Origin of the sequence: Agromyces sp. Marseille-P2726 (assembly GCF_902809835.1) — a bacterium.
GTDB lineage: Bacteria > Actinomycetota > Actinomycetes > Actinomycetales > Microbacteriaceae > Agromyces.
Genome location: NZ_CADDWM010000002.1, coordinates 16,086 through 31,529, shown reverse-complemented (window position 1 = coordinate 31,529; position 15,444 = coordinate 16,086). Strand labels below are relative to the sequence as shown.

General features: G+C 70.6%; 12 protein-coding genes and 1 pseudogene. 6 read left to right on the top strand and 7 right to left on the bottom strand.

The annotated features are described in order from the left end of the window. Nucleotides 1-107 precede the first annotated feature (107 nt). Nucleotides 108-812, top strand: coding sequence for a ThuA domain-containing protein (locus tag HUS56_RS00715; RefSeq protein ID WP_173921499.1), 705 nt, complete (start codon nt 108-110; stop codon nt 810-812). Further along, entirely contained in the window at nt 809-1,924 is a 1,116-nt protein-coding gene (locus tag HUS56_RS00710) for a glycerate kinase (protein WP_173921498.1), read from the top strand. Before HUS56_RS00715 ends, HUS56_RS00710 begins: the two co-directional genes overlap by 4 nt. Before the next feature lie 82 nt (nt 1,925-2,006). Here the strand turns inward: HUS56_RS00710 and HUS56_RS00705 are convergent, their stop codons facing one another. Then, complete coding sequence (locus HUS56_RS00705; RefSeq protein ID WP_173921497.1) at nt 2,007-2,276, bottom strand: hypothetical protein; 270 nt, start codon at nt 2,274-2,276, stop codon at nt 2,007-2,009. Between the two features lie 346 nt (nt 2,277-2,622). Between HUS56_RS00705 and HUS56_RS00700 the strand changes: the two genes are divergently transcribed. The 3 genes and pseudogenes from HUS56_RS00700 to HUS56_RS17200 all read left to right on the top strand — a co-directional run bounded on the left by HUS56_RS00700 (nt 2,623) and on the right by HUS56_RS17200 (nt 5,616). Next, nucleotides 2,623-2,904, top strand: coding sequence for a hypothetical protein (locus HUS56_RS00700; RefSeq protein WP_173921496.1), 282 nt, complete (start codon nt 2,623-2,625; stop codon nt 2,902-2,904). Nucleotides 2,905-2,997: 93 nt separating this feature from the next. Then, a pseudogene (locus HUS56_RS17475) lies at nt 2,998-3,888 on the top strand (DUF4062 domain-containing protein); the annotation flags it as partial. 573 nt (nt 3,889-4,461) lie between these two features. Then, nucleotides 4,462-5,616, top strand: coding sequence for a hypothetical protein (locus HUS56_RS17200; RefSeq protein ID WP_254431220.1), 1,155 nt, complete (start codon nt 4,462-4,464; stop codon nt 5,614-5,616). On the opposite strand, the gene xylB is transcribed toward HUS56_RS17200, so the two are convergent. Next, on the bottom strand, nt 5,568-6,986 hold the full coding sequence (xylB, locus tag HUS56_RS00690) for a xylulokinase (RefSeq protein ID WP_173921494.1): 1,419 nt from the start codon (nt 6,984-6,986) through the stop codon (nt 5,568-5,570). The genes HUS56_RS17200 and xylB overlap by 49 nt on opposite strands. A gap of 135 nt (nt 6,987-7,121) precedes the next feature. Beyond that, nucleotides 7,122-8,312 carry a xylose isomerase gene (xylA, locus tag HUS56_RS00685; RefSeq protein WP_173921493.1) on the bottom strand — a complete coding sequence of 397 codons (1,191 nt, stop codon included), beginning with the start codon at nt 8,310-8,312 and terminating at the stop codon, nt 7,122-7,124. 116 nt (nt 8,313-8,428) lie between these two features. Between xylA and HUS56_RS00680 the strand changes: the two genes are divergently transcribed. Beyond that, nucleotides 8,429-9,463, top strand: coding sequence for a LacI family DNA-binding transcriptional regulator (locus HUS56_RS00680; RefSeq protein ID WP_173921492.1), 1,035 nt, complete (start codon nt 8,429-8,431; stop codon nt 9,461-9,463). 387 nt (nt 9,464-9,850) lie between these two features. Here the strand turns inward: HUS56_RS00680 and HUS56_RS00675 are convergent, their stop codons facing one another. Genes HUS56_RS00675 through HUS56_RS00660 form a run of 4 tightly spaced genes read right to left on the bottom strand, consistent with a single transcriptional unit; the run spans nt 9,851 to nt 15,428 of the window. Beyond that, the gene (locus HUS56_RS00675; protein ID WP_173921491.1) at nt 9,851-12,217 is read right to left on the bottom strand and encodes a glycoside hydrolase family 3 N-terminal domain-containing protein; all 2,367 of its coding nucleotides are present in this window, start codon (nt 12,215-12,217) and stop codon (nt 9,851-9,853) included. Next, nucleotides 12,214-13,113, bottom strand: a complete 900-nt coding sequence (locus HUS56_RS00670) for a carbohydrate ABC transporter permease (RefSeq protein ID WP_173921490.1) — start codon at nt 13,111-13,113, stop codon at nt 12,214-12,216. The genes HUS56_RS00675 and HUS56_RS00670 overlap by 4 nt, the downstream gene beginning before the upstream one ends. Beyond that, nucleotides 13,110-14,102, bottom strand: a complete 993-nt coding sequence (locus HUS56_RS00665) for a carbohydrate ABC transporter permease (protein WP_173921489.1) — start codon at nt 14,100-14,102, stop codon at nt 13,110-13,112. The genes HUS56_RS00670 and HUS56_RS00665 overlap by 4 nt, the downstream gene beginning before the upstream one ends. Before the next feature lie 3 nt (nt 14,103-14,105). Next, on the bottom strand, nt 14,106-15,428 hold the full coding sequence (locus HUS56_RS00660) for an ABC transporter substrate-binding protein (RefSeq protein ID WP_173921488.1): 1,323 nt from the start codon (nt 15,426-15,428) through the stop codon (nt 14,106-14,108). Nucleotides 15,429-15,444 lie beyond the last annotated feature (16 nt).

Sequence of the window (15,444 nt, the reverse complement as noted above, 5' to 3'; positions counted from 1 at the left end):
GAGTGCGAGCTCGCCCTCCGATGCTGTCGCGCGTCGCCGATCGCCGCCCATCTCGCGACGTGACCGACGTACGGCGATACGATGCACCTGAGAGCGGAGGGGGCGACATGCGCGCGGTCATCCTCAGCGGCTCGGGCCGCTATGCCGACCCATGGCACCGCTTCGACGAGACGAGCGCCGCGCTCGCCGGGATCGTCGCGGGCGCCGGATACCGTGTCGAGGCGAGCGATGACCTGCTCGGTGGGTTCGCCGCGCTCGACGACATCGATCTCGTCGTGGTGAACGCGGGAGACCCCGACGGCCCGATGCCCGAGGGCGCGGCCGACCCGGGCCCGGTCGACGAGTCGCGCGTTGCGGCGGCGACGGCCGGGTTCGAGGCTGCGCTCGAGCGCGGCATCGGCATCCTGGCCGTGCACGCGGCCGCGTCGACCCTGCGCGAAGTGCCGGCGTTCGGTGCGGCGCTCGGCGCGCGATGGGTCGAGGGCGAGTCCTGGCATCCCGAACTGGGCGACGCCCGGGTGCATGTCGTCGGCTCGCACGCGATCGCCGAGGGCCTCGCCGACTTCACCGTGACCGATGAGCGGTACGCCGGACTGCGGCTCGACGGCGTGATCGAACCGATCGCCGAGCACGAAGACGGCGGCATGCGGCATCCGCTGGTCTGGGCTCGGGAACTGGGGCACTCCCGGCTCGTGTACGACGCGCTCGGCCACGACATTCGCTCGTACGAATCAGCCGAGCATCGTGAGTTGCTCGAGCGCGCGCTGCAGTGGCTGTCGCGCGTGCCTGCGCCGACCTTCGACGCGTCGTGACGCGCGTCGTCGTCGCTCCCGACTCGTTCAAGGGCACGGTGAGCGCCGCGGATGCCGCGGCTGCGCTGGCGGCCGGATGGCGCGCCGTGCGCCCACGCGATGAGCTCGTGCTGCGACCGATGGCCGACGGCGGCGAGGGCACGCTCGACGCCTTCGCCACGACGGTGCCGGGCGCTCGCCGGATGCCGGTGCGCGTGCGCGGGCCGGTGGGAGCGCAGCCCGACACGGTCGAGACGCACGGGGTGCTGCTGCCCGACGGCACCGGCGTCGTCGAGCTCGCGGCGACCTCGGGCATCACGCTGCTCGATCGACTGCAGCCGCTCGACGCGCACACCGCGGGATTCGGCGACGCGATCGCCGCGGCGCTCGATCACGGCGTCTCGCGGCTGCTGCTCGGGCTCGGCGGCTCGGCGTCGACCGACGGCGGGGTCGGCGCGCTCGCCGTGCTCGGCGCACGGTTCGCGGGTGCCTCAGGTCGGCCGATCGGGCTCGGCAACCGGGGCCTCCGGGCCCTGCACCGGGTGGATCTCTCGCCGCTTCGGCCGGTGCCGCCGGGGGGCGCGGTGATCCTCGGCGACGTCACGAATCCGCTCCTGGGGCCATCGGGGGCCGCGGCGGTGTTCGGACCGCAGAAGGGGGCGGATGCCGCGACCGTCACGGTGCTCGAGGAGAACCTCGCGCGACTCGTGCGCCGGATGCCGTCGTCGGTGCGACCGCTCGCCGCCGTTCCCGGCGCCGGAGCCGCCGGTGGTGCGGGCTTCGGCCTGCTCGCGTGGGGCGCGACCATGGGCGGCGGGGCGGCCGTCGTCGCGGACGCCATCGGGCTGCCCGAGGCGATCAGGGGCGCCTCGCTGGTGATCACGGGCGAGGGCCGGTTCGACGGTCAGTCCGCGGCGGGTAAGGCGCCCACCGAGGTGGCCGCACTCGCGCGGCAGGCGGGCGTGCGCACGGCGCTGGTCGCCGGGGCGGTCACGGCCGAGCCGCGCGGGTTCGCGGCATCCGTCGCCCTCGTCGATCTCGCCGGCAGCAGCGCCGTCGCGATGACGGAACCGCGTCGGTGGCTCGAGGCCGCGGGCGCGCAGTTGGCGCGCTCGGTCGACCTGCCTGGCTGACGGCGCTGCTGCGCCACGCGAGCACCCTCTGCGCCACATGGACTGGCGCAGAGGACGCCGCAGGGGCGCAGTGACGGTGAGGTCAGCGCTTGGTCGGGTCCCGGTCGGTGCGGATGAACTTGCCGTGCCGCTCGGACGCGTCGTGCGTGATCGGCCCGTCCAGCGTCTCGACGTAGTCGCCGACCACGTCTTCCTCGTCGTCGGGCGCCCCGTCGGTGCGCGTGTACCGCCCGGCGACGGTGCGGACGTGCGGCGCTTCGCCGTCACGTTCGGTGTAGCTGCCCTCGAGGCGGTCGGTCTCGGTCTCGGGCGTCGACTTCGGCCGCTCGACCGGTTCGTTCTGGTCGGACATCTTTCTCCCTCACTCTCACTCGCGGCGATTCGCGGGGCGTCGTATGACGCGACGTCGTCTCCTCCTGATGCTACGCGTGTTCCGCATCCGCGTCACCGGGGCTCGGCGCGGGGGCTCGGCGCGGAGCGCTTCCCCGGGCCATCGGATCTGGACACGCAAGCTCGCACGCGACGAGACTGAAGCGGAGCGACCATCGGCAGCAGCGGCTCGAGCACTTGCTGGCTCGCATCCGTGATGCCGATGGGGCGACTTATGTCGCATTCATGGATGCCGCGGTTGAGGCCATCGTCCTCAACCACCTGGGCTGGGAGCGGTTGCTCAGCGGCGACGCCGAAGGTGCCCGGGGATGCTTCACCGAGCAGCTGCTCATCTCCTCGACCTTCGGACACGAGGAGGGATTCGCCTACGGGCTCGAGGCGGTGTCGGCCGTCGCGGTGACCGGCGACCTCGACCGCGCGAGCCGGCTGTTCGGTGCCGCCGAGACGGTGCGCGAGCGCAAGGGTTCTCGCTGCACGGCCAGATCCTCGAGCAGGCGCTCGCCGGCGGCGGCACCGAGGCCTTCGAGCAGGGGCGCCGCGCCGGACGCAGCGCCAAGCTCGCCGACACGGTCGCGCTCGCGCTGTCGTGATCGGGTGCGAATCGGTTGGGCATTCGGACCCGATCCAACGGCCACGACGATCAGGTCTGGACACGGACGATCCTGGAGCAGGAGACTGTGCACATGAGCCGGGTCGCCGGCGTAATCAGGACACCCGACCAACGACTACGCGTGTTCGTCAGCTCGACGCTGAAGGAGCTGGCGCCGGAGCGACGTGCGGTGCGAGCGGCGATCGAGCGACTGGCGATGGCGCCGGTGATGTTCGAGCTCGGGGCACGTCCTCATCCGCCACGCGAGCTGTACCGTGCATACCTCGAGCAGAGCGACATCTTCGTCGGCATCTACTGGGAGCAGTACGGCTGGATCGCGCCAGGTGAAGAGGTCTCCGGGCTGGAGGACGAATGGAACCTCGCGCCCGACATCCCGAAGCTCATCTACCTCAAGCGGAGTGAACGTCGGGAGGAGCGGCTCGAGGAGCTGCTCGCTCGCGTCCGGGACGCTGACGGGGCATCCTATGTCCAATTCACGGATGCCGCGGAGCTGGCCGACGTCGTCACCGCCGACCTCGCGACGCTGGTCGCAGAGCGGTTCGACGCTGCCGACTCGCGACGTGGGCCACTCGTCGAGGCACCGCCGGATGTTGCGTCCACCGAACTCGTGCGACTTCCGTCACCGGTGACCCGCATGCTCGGGCGCGAGGTCGAGTTCGACACGGTCGTCCGGATGCTCGCTGTCGACGGAGCTCGGCTGGTGACGATCACCGGTCCGGGAGGCATCGGCAAGAGTCGCCTGGCAATCGCTGCCGCTCGCTCGGTCGAGACGTCGTACCCGGACGGCACGGCCTTCGTGGATCTCGCTCCGGTGAGCGACCCGGACCTCGTGATCCCTGCGATTGCTCAGTCGCTCGGCATCCGGGACACCGGAGATCGCTCGCTCGACGAGAAGCTCGGCCCGGCATTGGCCGATCGGCGGCTGCTGCTCGTGCTGGACAATGTCGAGCAGGTGGTCGAGGCCGCGCCGCAGATCCGGACTCTTCTCGCCGGCTCGAGGATGTCGATGCTCGCGACGAGTCGAGTGCTCCTGCACGTCTCCGGCGAGCAGAGCATCGAACTTGGACCGCTGCCCGATCTCGCGGCCACCGGCCTCTTCTTGGAGCGTGCGCGGGCCGTCAAACCCTCCTTCGAACGAACCGCGACGAATGCTTCGGCAATCGCGGCGATCGCCGCCGCGTTGGACGGCATCCCGTTGGCACTCGAGCTCGCTGCCGCTCGGGTTCGCGTGTTCACTCCGGTCGAGATCCTCGCGCGACTCGATCATGCCCTGCCGCTGCTGGTCGACGGTCCGCGTGATGTTCCAGAGCGTCAGCGCACGATCAGAGGAACCATCGAATGGAGCGCGCGGCTCCTCCGGCCCGAGCATCGCCAGCTGTTCTTCCGGATGGGTGTCTTCCGGGGTGGATTCGCGCTCGACGCAGTCGAATGGATGGCCGAGGGACTCGAGGCCACCGATGCGGTCGAGGCGCTGGGGGCACTCGTCGAGAGCAGTCTCGTTCGCGAGACCGATCACGGCAATCGAGCATGGTTCACGATGCTCGCCACAGTGGGGGAATACGCACGCGAGCAACTCGACGCTCGCGGCGCGATCAGCGAGTGCGAGGAGCGACACGCGCGCTTCTACCTGAAGCTCGCCGCCGATGCGGCCGGACCGCTGACCCACATCGACCAGGATGAATGGATGTCCCGGCTCGTCGATGAACGTGACGGGATTCGAACCGCGGTCACCTATTTCCTCGCCACGCACCAGTGGAACGAGATCGTGGAACTCGTCTGGGCGCTTCTTCCGTTCTGGTGGATCTCCGGCCAGTTCGGCGAGGTCTCGGCTTGGCTGAAACGACTTCTGGAGCCAGACGTTCGGCTTGCCGAGCACCTCGACGCAATCGTGGTGTTCTCCGTCAATGCGATCGAGTTCACCTCTCAGAGCGCGCCCGATCCGGGCTTCATACCCGTCTTCGCGGATTGCGTCGAGCGCTTCCGACGACTGGGTGACGAATCCGGAGAGAGCGCAGCCCTTCTCTCCCTTGGCATGGCTCAACTGATGCAATCACCGCCCGACACCGACTCGGCAGAGAGCACGCTCAGACGCTCCGTTCAGATGATGGAGCAGGCCGATAATCCGTTCCTCCGCGTGACCGTCGGGCTGGTTCTCGGTCAGTTGGAGCTCATGCGCGGCAGGACTTCCGCCGCCGTTGAGAACTTCGAGATGATCCTGGCGCTCGCGCGAAGCAACGGGGACCGAGTGAACGAGTCCGGAGCCCTCAACTACTTGGGCTGGACCAAGTTGCTCGCAGGTGAGAGGGTCACCGCTCGAGAACTCTTCTCGGACACGCTACTTCTCACGACCTCTACCGGGAGTGAGTGGGGCACGGCGTACGCACTCGAGGGATTCTCGGCGGTCGCCATGATGTCGGGTGACCTCTCGTTCGCCGGGCGGATGCTCGGTGCGGCCGACACCATCCGGGAACACAAGGGCATGCTCGCAGTATCGACCCTTTCGTTCTTCCAGCCGATTCTGGCGCGCGTCCTGGATGGGCCGGGAGCGGCGGAGTTCGAGGCGGCTCGAGCAGTCGGTCGCGAGACAGTACTCGCCGACGCCGTCGAGGCGGCGCTCGCGTGGATCGTCCCGGTCGATACGCCTCAGTCTGGAGCAGAGGTGGCCGCAGTCCCGGCCGCCCGTTCGGAATAGCGTCGACGGATCTCAGGGCGGGTGTCGACGTCGAGCGTGGCCACCATCTCGATCGGCCACGAGGGACGCTCGCCGGTGCGCACCCACGCCGCCTGGCGCGCCGCGCCGTCGGCGACGTACTCGCCGGGTTGGGGCACCGTCACCGGCACGTCGAAAACCTGCGCCGCGACTCGCTGCACCGCGGAGTTCTGGGCCGCGCCGCCGATCAGCAGCACCCGCCGCGCCTCGACGCCCTGACCGCGCACGGCATCGAGCCCGTCGGCGAGTCCGCAGAGCATGCCCTCGACCGCCGCCCGCGCCAAGTTCGGCCGAGTCGTGTTCGCGAGGGTGAGCCCCGAGAACGAGGCCGTCGCGTCGGGCAGGTTCGGCGTGCGCTCGCCCTCGAAGTACGGCACGAGCACGACCCCGGATGCCCCGGGCTCGGCGTCCAGCGCGAGTCGCCCGAGCTCGGCGTGGTCGACGCCGAGGAGCCGAGCCGTCGCGTCGAGCACCCGGGCCGCGTTCAGCGTGGCGATGAGCGGAAGGAAGCGCCCCGTGGCATCCGCGAACCCTGCGACCGTGCCCGAAGCGTCGGCAATGGGGGCATCCGTCACGGCGAAGACCGTGCCGCTCGTGCCGATCGAGACGACGACGTCGCCGGATGCCGCGTCGAGCCCGAGCGCGGCCGCCGCATTGTCGCCCGCGCCCGGGCCGACGAGGATGCCGTCGGGCGTGCGGCCGGCCACCTCGCCGGGGCCGAGCACGCGCGGGAGGATCGCGTCGTGCCCCAGCGCCCCGGCGAGGAGTTCGCGGTCGTATCCGTCGGCGCCCCAGTACGCCGTGCCGCTCGCGTCGGAGCGGTCGGTCGTGAGCTCCTCGAGCACGGGACCCAGCGGCGACTCGCCCGCAGGGCCGTAGCCGCGCAGGCGCCACGTCAGCCAGTCGTGGGGCAGCGCCACCGCCGCGACCCGGGCAGCCGCGTCGGGCTCGGCGTCGCGCAGCCACCGCAGCTTCGTCGCGGTGAAGGAAGCGACGGGCACGACGCCCGTGCGGCGGGCGTACTCGTCGGCCCCGACCTCGGCGATCAGGTCGCGCGCTGCCTGCGCAGAGCGAGTGTCATTCCAGAGCAGGGCATCCCGGATGACGCGGCCCTCGTCGTCGAGCACCACCATGCCGTGCTGCTGCCCGCCGATCGAGATCGCCTCGACGCCGTCGAGGCCGCCGGCATCCGTGAACGCGCTGAGCAGCGCGCCCCACCAGGCGGCCGGGTCGACCTCGGTGCCGTCGGGATGCGGCGCGCGACCCGCACGCACGAGTGCGCCGGTCGCGGCATCCCGGATCACGACCTTGCACGACTGCGTCGACGAGTCGACGCCGGCGACCAGTGCCATCACCCACCTCCCGTGTTGTCAGTCCCGTCGGTTGTCAGTTCCTGCGCCGAGTGTGCCCGATTCGACCGAATGGCACCGGCTGAGCGGGCACATTCCAGTCGTTTCGGGCACACTCGGCGATACAGGGAAGGGGAGTCAGCGCGCCCCGAGCAGGTGCTCGGTCGCGAGCTGCTGCAGGCGCACGAACCCGAAGCCGCGGCCGCCCAGGTAGGCCGACGCGTCGAAGTCCTCGAACGCCGAGCGGTCGGCGAGCAGGTCGTGGTACGTCTCGCCCCACTCGAGGGTGGGCACGGCGAGCTCGGGCACGCGCGCGGCCTCGAGGGCCTCCTGCACCTCGGGGTCGGCACGAAACGCCGCGGCCCGCTCCTTCAGCAGCAGGTAGGTGCGCATGTTCGCGGCGGCCGAGTCCCACACGCCGGTCTCGTCCTCGGTGCGCGACGGCTTGTAGTCGAAGTGGCGCGGACCCTCGTAGGCCGGGCCGCCGTTCGGGCCGCCGTTCTCGAGCAGGTCGACGAGCGCGAACGCGTTGTGCAGGTCGCCGTGGCCGAACACGAGGTCTTGGTCGTACTTGATGCCGCGCTGTCCGTTGAGGTCGATGTGGAAGAGCTTGCCGTGGTAGAGCGCCTGCGCGATGCCGGCGGCGAAGTTGAGCCCGGCCATCTGCTCGTGTCCGACCTCGGGATTGAGGCCGACGAGCTCGGGCCGCTCCAGCGACTCGATGAACGCGAGCGCGTGCCCGACGGTCGGCAGCAGGATGTCGCCACGCGGCTCGTTCGGCTTCGGCTCGATCGCGAACCGGATCTCGTAGCCCTGGTCGGTCACGTACTCGCCGAGCAGGTTCACCGCCTCGCGGTACCGCTCGAGCGCCGAGCGGATGTCCTTCGCGACGTCGTACTCGGCACCCTCGCGTCCGCCCCACATCACGAACGTCTTCGCGCCCAGTTCGGCGGCGAGGTCGAGGTTGCGAAGCACCTTGCGCAGCGCGAACCGGCGTACCTGCCGGTCGTTCGACGTGAATCCGCCGTCCTTGAAGACCGGCGCGCTGAAGAGGTTGGTCGTCACCATGGGCACGACGATGCCGGTGGCTTCGAGTGCGCCCTTGAGGCGGTCGATCTGCGTCTGTCGCTCGGCGTCGCTCGAGCCGAACGCGAACAGGTCGTCGTCGTGGAAGGTCAGGCCGTACGCGCCGAGTTCGTCGAGCTTCTCGACGACGTGGACGACATCGAGCGGATGCCGCGTGGGGCCGCCGAACGGATCGGTGCCGTTGTAGCCCACGGTCCAGAGGCCGAAGGAGAACTTGTCTGCACGGGTGGGCGCGCTGGCCATGGAGGGATCCGCCTTTCAGCGTCAGCGATGATTTGTTGGCAGGTACAACATAAGCGCAGGCGCCAGCCAATGCAAGCCCGCCGCGGGTCGCAACTTTCGACACTAGACTTCGAAACATGTCATCGGATGCCGCGACCGACCGCGTCACGCTCGCCCAGATCGCCGACGAGGCGGGCGTGTCGCTGTCGACGATCTCGAAGGTCCTGAACGGCCGGTCGGATGTCGCTGCGGCCACCCGTGCCCGGATCGAGGAGGTGCTCTCGGAGCGAGGGTACCGGCGTCGCGGCGCCGGACGTTCCGAGTCGCGCGCCGAGCTCATCGAGCTCGTCTTCCATGAGCTCGATCCGATCTGGTCGATGGAGCTCATCGACGGCGTCGGAGCGGTGGCGAAGGAGCACGGCCTCTCCGTCGTGCTCACGGTGAGCGGGAGTCGCCACTCGCCCGACCCCGACTGGATCGACGGCGTGATGCGGCGACGACCCGTCGGCGTCGTGCTCGTGTTCAGCGACCTGGTGCCCGAGTACCGGGAGCGGTTGCACGCCCGCGCCATCCCGTTCGTCATCGTGGATCCCGCGGGGGATCCCTCGCCCGACGCGCCGTCGGTCGGCTCGGCGAACTGGTCGGGCGGGCTCGCCGCCACCCGGCACCTCATCGAGCTCGGGCACCGGCGCATCGCCGCCATCACCGGACCCGCCGACATGATGTGCTCGCTCGCCCGCGTCGACGGCTACCGATCGGCCATGGGATCCGAGGGGCTCCCCATCGATGAGTCCTGGATCCGCTTCGGGGACTTCCACGTCTCGGGCGGACGGAACCGAGCGCGCGAGCTGCTCGACGCTGCCGAGCGGCCCACGGCCATCTTCGCCGGCAGCGACATGCAGGCACTCGGCGTGCTCGAGGCGGCGCGCGAGCGCGGCATCCGGGTTCCCGAGGACCTCTCGGTCGTCGGGTACGACGACATCCCGCTCGCCGCCTGGCTCACGCCGAAGCTCACCACGGTGCACCAGCCGCTTCGGCGCATGGGGGAGGAGGCGGCCCGGCTCGCGATCCGCCTCGCCGACGAGCCGGTCGAACCGGGTGCCCCCACGCCCCGGATGGACCTCGCGACGAGCCTCGTCGTGCGCGAGAGCACGGCGCCGCCGGCCGGCTGATACTCCGATGGTCGAGTAGCGGGCCGGAGGCGCCCCTGCGGTGGTCGAGTAGCGGGCCGCAGGCGCCCCTCCGGTGGTCGAGTAGCGGGCCGCAGGCACGCGTATCGAGACCGGGTGGGGGATCTCGATACGCGTCGCGCTGCGCGCGGCGCTACTCGATCAGCGGGTGTCGCGCTGGCGCCTGCGGTGGTCGAGTAGCGGGCCGCAGGCACGCGTATCGAGACCTGGTGGGGGATCTCGATACGCGTCGCGCTGCGCGCGGCGCTACTCGATCACCGGGGGCGCGCTGCGCGCGGCGCTACTCGATCAGCGGGGGCGCGCTGCGCGCGGCGCTACTCGATCAGCGGGTGTCCCGCTGCGCGCGTCCGGTGGCCGACCGGAGAGGCCTCAGCCGACCGTGACCGTCGGGTGCAGAGCCCGGGTGTGGTCGACCACGCGCACGGGCCCGGTGATGCGGACCTCGTGACGGTACACGAGGTCGGCGCTCGAGCGCCCGACGCTCAGCACGATCGCACCCGTCTCGACGATGCGTTCGCCCGAGCGCGACGTGAACGACGTCAGGTCGGCCGGCACGCCGAACGCGACCTCCGCCGACTCACCGGGTCCGAGCTCGACGCGGGCGAATCCGATCAACCGCTGCACCGGCCGCACGATGGAGGCGACCGGGTCGTGCAGGTACAGCTGCACGACCTCGGTGCCGACCCGGTCGCCCGCGTTTCGCACGCGCACGCGCACGGTCGCCGTGCCGTCGCCCTCGATCGTGTCCTCGTCGCCGCCGAAGGACGACCACTCGAAGCGCGTGTATCCGAGCCCATGCCCGAAGGCGAACGCGGCGGTCGGGTCGATGTTCGACACGTCGCTCGCCTGGCCGAGCGGCGCCGCGAGGTACGTCGTGGGCTGGGTGCCGGGCGTCGCCGGGATCGACACGGGCAGCCGCCCGCTCGGGTTCACCCGGCCGCTCAGCACGCCGGCGATCGCCGGAGCGCCCTCCTCCCCGGCGAAGAACGCCTGCACGATGCCGGCTGCCTCCGAGACGGCCCGCCCGAGCGCGTACGGCCGCCCCGCGAGCAGCGCGAGCACCGTGGGCGTCCCGGTGTCGAGCACCGCGTCCACGAGCTGCTGCTGCGCGCCGGGCAGGTCGAGCGTCTCGGCGTCGCACCCCTCGCCGCTCGTGCCGCGACCGAACAGCCCCGCACGGTCGCCGAGCGCGAGCACCACGACGTCGGCGGAGGCGGCCAGCGCCGCGGCATCCGCGAGCCCGTCGGTCTCGCCGCCGTCGACCGTGGTTCCGACGAGGTGACGGATGTCGCTGCCGGGGAACTCGGCCCGAATGGCGTCGAGCAGCGACGGGATCCGGATGCCCATCTCGACGCCGGGGTGCTGCGTCACGACGTGCGTCGGGAACGAGTAGCAGCCGAGCATCGCGTACGGGTCGTCGGCGTTCGGCCCGATGACCGCGATCGTGCGCGGAACGGATGCCGCGAGCGGCAGTGTGCCGTCGTTGCGCACGAGCACGACGGCGCGCTCGGCGAGCTGGCGCGCCAGCTGGCGGTTGGCGGGCGGATCGAGGTCGATCGTGCCGCGAACGGCCGCGGCATCCGCCAGGTCGACGCCGTCGAGCGCCGGGGGCACCGGTGTCCATCCGGGGTCGAGCAGTCCGAGTTCGGCCTTCTGCCGCAGCACGCGCCGCAGCGCCGTGTCGATGAGCGCGACATCCACCGCCCCCGATGCCACGGCCGCGCGCAGGGGTTCGCCGAACGCCTTCACGGTGGGCAGCTCGACGTCGATGCCGGCCTCGAGCGCCGCCGCAGCGGCATCCGCCCACGTGTCGGCCACGCCGTGCAGCAGCTTCAGGAACGCCACCGCGAAGTAGTCGGCGACGACCGTGCCGTCGAAGCCCCAGGTCTCGCGCAGCAGTTCGGTCAGCAGCCAGCGGTCGGCCGCGGACGGCACGCCGTCGACGTCGGAGTACGAGTTCATGACGCTGCGAGCGCCGCCCTCGCGCACGGCCATCTCGAACGGCGGCAGCAGCACGTCGCCGAGCTCGCGAGGTCCGACCGAGACGGGCGCGAGGTTGCGTCCCGCCTTCGACGCTGAGTAGCCGACGAAGTGCTTCAGGGTCGAGACGATGCCGGATGCCTCGAGCCCGCGCACGTACGCAGTGCCCACCGTGGCGACGAGGTACGGGTCCTCGCCGATCGTCTCCTCGACGCGGCCCCAGCGGGCGTCGCGCACGACGTCGAGCACGGGCGCGAGCCCCTGGTGGACGCCGACCGCTCGCATGTCGTCGCCGATGCGCCGCGCCATGCGCTCGACGAGCGCGGGGTCGAACGTCGCGCCCCACGACAGCGGCACGGGATACGCCGTCGCGCCCCAGGCCGCGAAGCCCGCGAGGCACTCCTCGTGCGCGATGGCGGGGATGCCGAACCGGTTCGCGGCGACGATGCGCTCCTGCATGCGAACGAGCGAGAGCGCGCCGACCGCAGCGTCGACGGGCGCCGTGCCGAACGGGCGGGTGACCTGTCCGAGCCCCGACGGCAGCAGCTCGTCGAGGTCGACCACGTCGTTGAGGTCGTGCTGGTGCGGCGCCACGTCGGCGTGGCCGTCGTCGGACGCGCCGACCCACACGCCGTAGAGCTGGGCCAGCTTCTCGTCGAGGGTCATCGCCGCGACGAGCGCGTCGACGCGCTCGTCGAGCGGGCGCGCAGGGTCGCGCCACGCGGCATCCGTCGATCGATCGTTCAAGGTCGTCATCCCTTCACCGCCCCCTGCAGGCCGCCGACGATGCGCCGCTCGGCCAAGGTGAAGAACAGGATTGCGGGGAGCATTGCGAGCGCCGTGTAGGCCAGCACGCCGGTGGTGTCCTGCCCATACGCCGTCGAGTAGAACTGCACGCCGAGCGGCAGGGTGTAGTTGTCGATGCCGGCACCGCCCGCCTGCAGCACGAACAGCGGCAGGAGATAGGCGTTCCAGCTTCCGACGAACGCGAGGACGCCGACCGTCATGAGACCCGGCATCGACAGGGGCAGCAGGATGCGCCAGAAGAACCCGACCCGACTGGCGCCGTCGACCAGCGCGGCGTCTTCGAGCTCGACCGGGATGGCGCGCAGGAACGGCGTGAGGATGATGATCGTCAACGGCAGCGCGAACGCCACCTGCGGGACGATGAGCCCCCACCAGTTGCCGAAGAGGCCCATCTGCCGCAGCAGCACGGTCAGCGGGAGGATCGAGATCGTGAGCGGGAACAGGAGCCCGGTGGTGAACAGTGCGTACAGAACCCCGCGGCCCCTGAACTCGTACCGTGCAATCACGAACGCGGCCATGACGCCGAGGAGCATGACGCCGATGGTCGTGCCCAGGGCCGTCACGGTGCTCGCGAGCACCTGGTTCCAGAAGCTGGAGTCGCCGAGCACCCGCGCGTAGTTCTCGACCGTCCACGGGTTCGGCAGGCCGGCCGGATCGGTGAAGAAGTCGGGGTTGGTGCGGAAGCCCGAGATGAAGACGTAGATCACGGGTCCGATCGCGACGGCAACGACGGCGAGCGCGACGACGTAGACGACCGGCTGGCCCCAGTCGATGCGGCCCCGGCTCGCTCGGCGCCTCGGGGTGGATGCCTCGGATGCGGGCGGAGTGGCGGTGGTGACGGTCACGTGCGTTTCCCTCCCGTGAGCGAGCCCTCGAGGTCGCGCCGCAGCGCGAAGCGCTGGTAGCCCAGTGCGATGAAGAGGGAGATGAAGAACAGCACGACGGCGACGGCGCTGCCGAAGCCGATCTGCGAGACGTTCAGGCCGTACTTGACCATGTAGACCGCCATGGTGTTCGACGCATTGAGTGGTCCGCCGCCGGTCACGATCCACACCATGTCGAAGAGCTGCAGCGAGCCGATGATCGACAGGAAGGCCCAGATGCGGATGGTCGGTCCGAGCAGCGGCACGGTGATGTACCACTGGGTCTTCCACCAGCCGGCGCCGTCGAGGGCGGCCGCTTCGTAGAGCTCCTCGGGCACGCCGGCGAGGCCGGCGAGCATGAGGATGATCGCGAGACCCAGGTACTTCCAGGTGAGGATGCCGAACATCGTCCACATCACCACGTTCGGGTCCGCCAGCCACGCCGGGGGGTCCTGGATGCCGATCCCCTGCAGCATGGTGTCGAATGGGCCCCAGCGCGTGGGGGGCACGGACTGCAGCAGGATCTGCCACGCGAGGCCGGCGGTGACCTCGCTGAGCACGTAGGGCACGAAGATGAGGGCGCGCAGCATCCCGCGGAAGCGCAGGCGCCGGTTCATGAGCAGGGCGACGAGGATCGCGATCGGTCCCTGGACGAGCAGGGACAGCACGATGATGAAGAAGTTGTTGTAGACCGAGGTGTGGAACACCGGGTCGGTCAGCAGCCTGACGTAGTTGTCGATGCCGACGAATCGGTCGAGTGGGCCGAGGCCGTTCCAGTTGAAGAAGCTGTAGTACCCCGCCAGCAGCACGGGAAGCAGGACGAAGACGACGTAGACGATCACGGCCGGCCCGGCGAAGAGTGCGACCTCGCGTCGCTGACCGGCGCGGGCTCGGTTGCGGCGCCTCGTGCTGGGTGCAGGGGCCGGGCCCGCGGCGGAAACCGCGGGCCCGGTCGTTTCGGTTGCGGTCATCGGCTAGAGCGTGGCAGCCGCGGCGTTCATCGCCTCGGGGATCTGCTCCGGCGTGCCGTTCCCGAACATCAGGTTGACGATCGCGTCGTTCATCGCCTGGCCGATGACCGGGCCGTACTGCGTGTCGAGCCAGGTCACGACGAGCGAGGCGTTGACCGTGCCTTCGGCGATCTGCTTGAGCACCGGGTCGGTGATGCCGGCCTCGGCGCCTGCGACCGTCGGGATCTCTCCCGTGGCGGCGAAGCGCGTCTGCACGTCTTCGCTCATGACGTACTCGAGCAGCTCGAGCGTCTCGTCGGGAGCGTCGACGTAGACGCCCCCCGCGTCGCCGGAGCCGAGTGCCGCCCCGGGCTCCCCCGCGGCGCCCTCGATGTCGGGCACGGGCATCCAGGAGAGCCATTCGGGTGCCGGCGGGTTGTCGGCGGGAGCGCCGGGAACGAGCTTCGCGACCTCGCCGCGGTGCCAGGTGCCCATGAGCTCCATCGACGTCGTCTGCGCGGCGAGCAGGCCCGCCGCGCTGTTCGGCACGCTCTGGGCCGGCGTGCTCGTGGGGTTCGCCTGGAACGGCAGGTCGCCCTCGAACCCGTCCATCCACGACTTCAGGTTCTCGCCGGCCTCGACGAAGCAGGCGTCGCTGAAGTCGAGCGTCTCAGCCGCCTTCTTGAGCGAGTCGCCCGAGCACGTCTTGATGGCGAACTGGTACCACCAGTGGGCCGCCGGCCAGCCGTCGCCCGCGCCGACGCCGATCGGCGAGACGCCCGATTCGGCGAGCTTGGTGATCGCTTCGCCGAACTCGTCGAAGGTGGCCGGGGTCTCGGTGATCCCCGCCTGCTCGAACTGGTCGGAGTTGTACCAGATGCCCTCGATGCCGAAGCGGAAGGGGATGCCGTACTGCTTGCCGTCGACGTTCCAACCGGTGCCCGCACCGCCCACGCTCTCGACGACATCGGTGAGGCCGCTGAGATCCTTGAGGTAACCGGCCTCGACCTGGGCCTTGATCTCGCCCTCGGCCCAGACCATGAACAGGTCGGGGGCGGCGTCGCCGCCCGCCTGGAGGGCGTTCGGAATCAGGGTGCGCTGGAGGTCTTCGTTCTGAAAGGCCTCGACATCGACGGTGACTCCGGGGTGGTCCGCCTCGAACTCGGCCGCGACCTCCTCCCAGAACGACTTCAGGGGTTCGCCGGTGCCGTTGTGCCACCACGTGACCGTGACGTCGCCGCCCGTCTCTTCGGGACCGCTGGAGCCGCTGGCACACCCACTGAGCGCGGCGACGGCGAGGCCCGTGGCGGCGGTGAGCGCGACGAGCCGGGTGCTGCGTCTGTTCATCATTGAACCTCTCGAA

What these genes read in the sequence shown, in the direction of transcription:
- HUS56_RS00715 (WP_173921499.1), top strand. Translation starts at nt 108, where the DNA reads ATGCGCGCGGTCATCCTCAGCGGCTCGGGCCGCTATGCCGACCCATGG.
- HUS56_RS00705 (WP_173921497.1), bottom strand. Translation starts at nt 2,276, where the DNA reads ATGTCCGACCAGAACGAACCGGTCGAGCGGCCGAAGTCGACGCCCGAG.
- HUS56_RS00700 (WP_173921496.1), top strand. Translation starts at nt 2,623, where the DNA reads ATGCTTCACCGAGCAGCTGCTCATCTCCTCGACCTTCGGACACGAGGA.
- HUS56_RS17200 (WP_254431220.1), top strand. Translation starts at nt 4,462, where the DNA reads ATGCTCGCCACAGTGGGGGAATACGCACGCGAGCAACTCGACGCTCGC.
- xylB (WP_173921494.1), bottom strand. Translation starts at nt 6,986, where the DNA reads ATGGCACTGGTCGCCGGCGTCGACTCGTCGACGCAGTCGTGCAAGGTC.
- xylA (WP_173921493.1), bottom strand. Translation starts at nt 8,312, where the DNA reads ATGGCCAGCGCGCCCACCCGTGCAGACAAGTTCTCCTTCGGCCTCTGG.
- HUS56_RS00680 (WP_173921492.1), top strand. Translation starts at nt 8,429, where the DNA reads ATGTCATCGGATGCCGCGACCGACCGCGTCACGCTCGCCCAGATCGCC.
- HUS56_RS00675 (WP_173921491.1), bottom strand. Translation starts at nt 12,217, where the DNA reads ATGACGACCTTGAACGATCGATCGACGGATGCCGCGTGGCGCGACCCT.
- HUS56_RS00665 (WP_173921489.1), bottom strand. Translation starts at nt 14,102, where the DNA reads ATGACCGCAACCGAAACGACCGGGCCCGCGGTTTCCGCCGCGGGCCCG.
- HUS56_RS00660 (WP_173921488.1), bottom strand. Translation starts at nt 15,428, where the DNA reads ATGAACAGACGCAGCACCCGGCTCGTCGCGCTCACCGCCGCCACGGGC.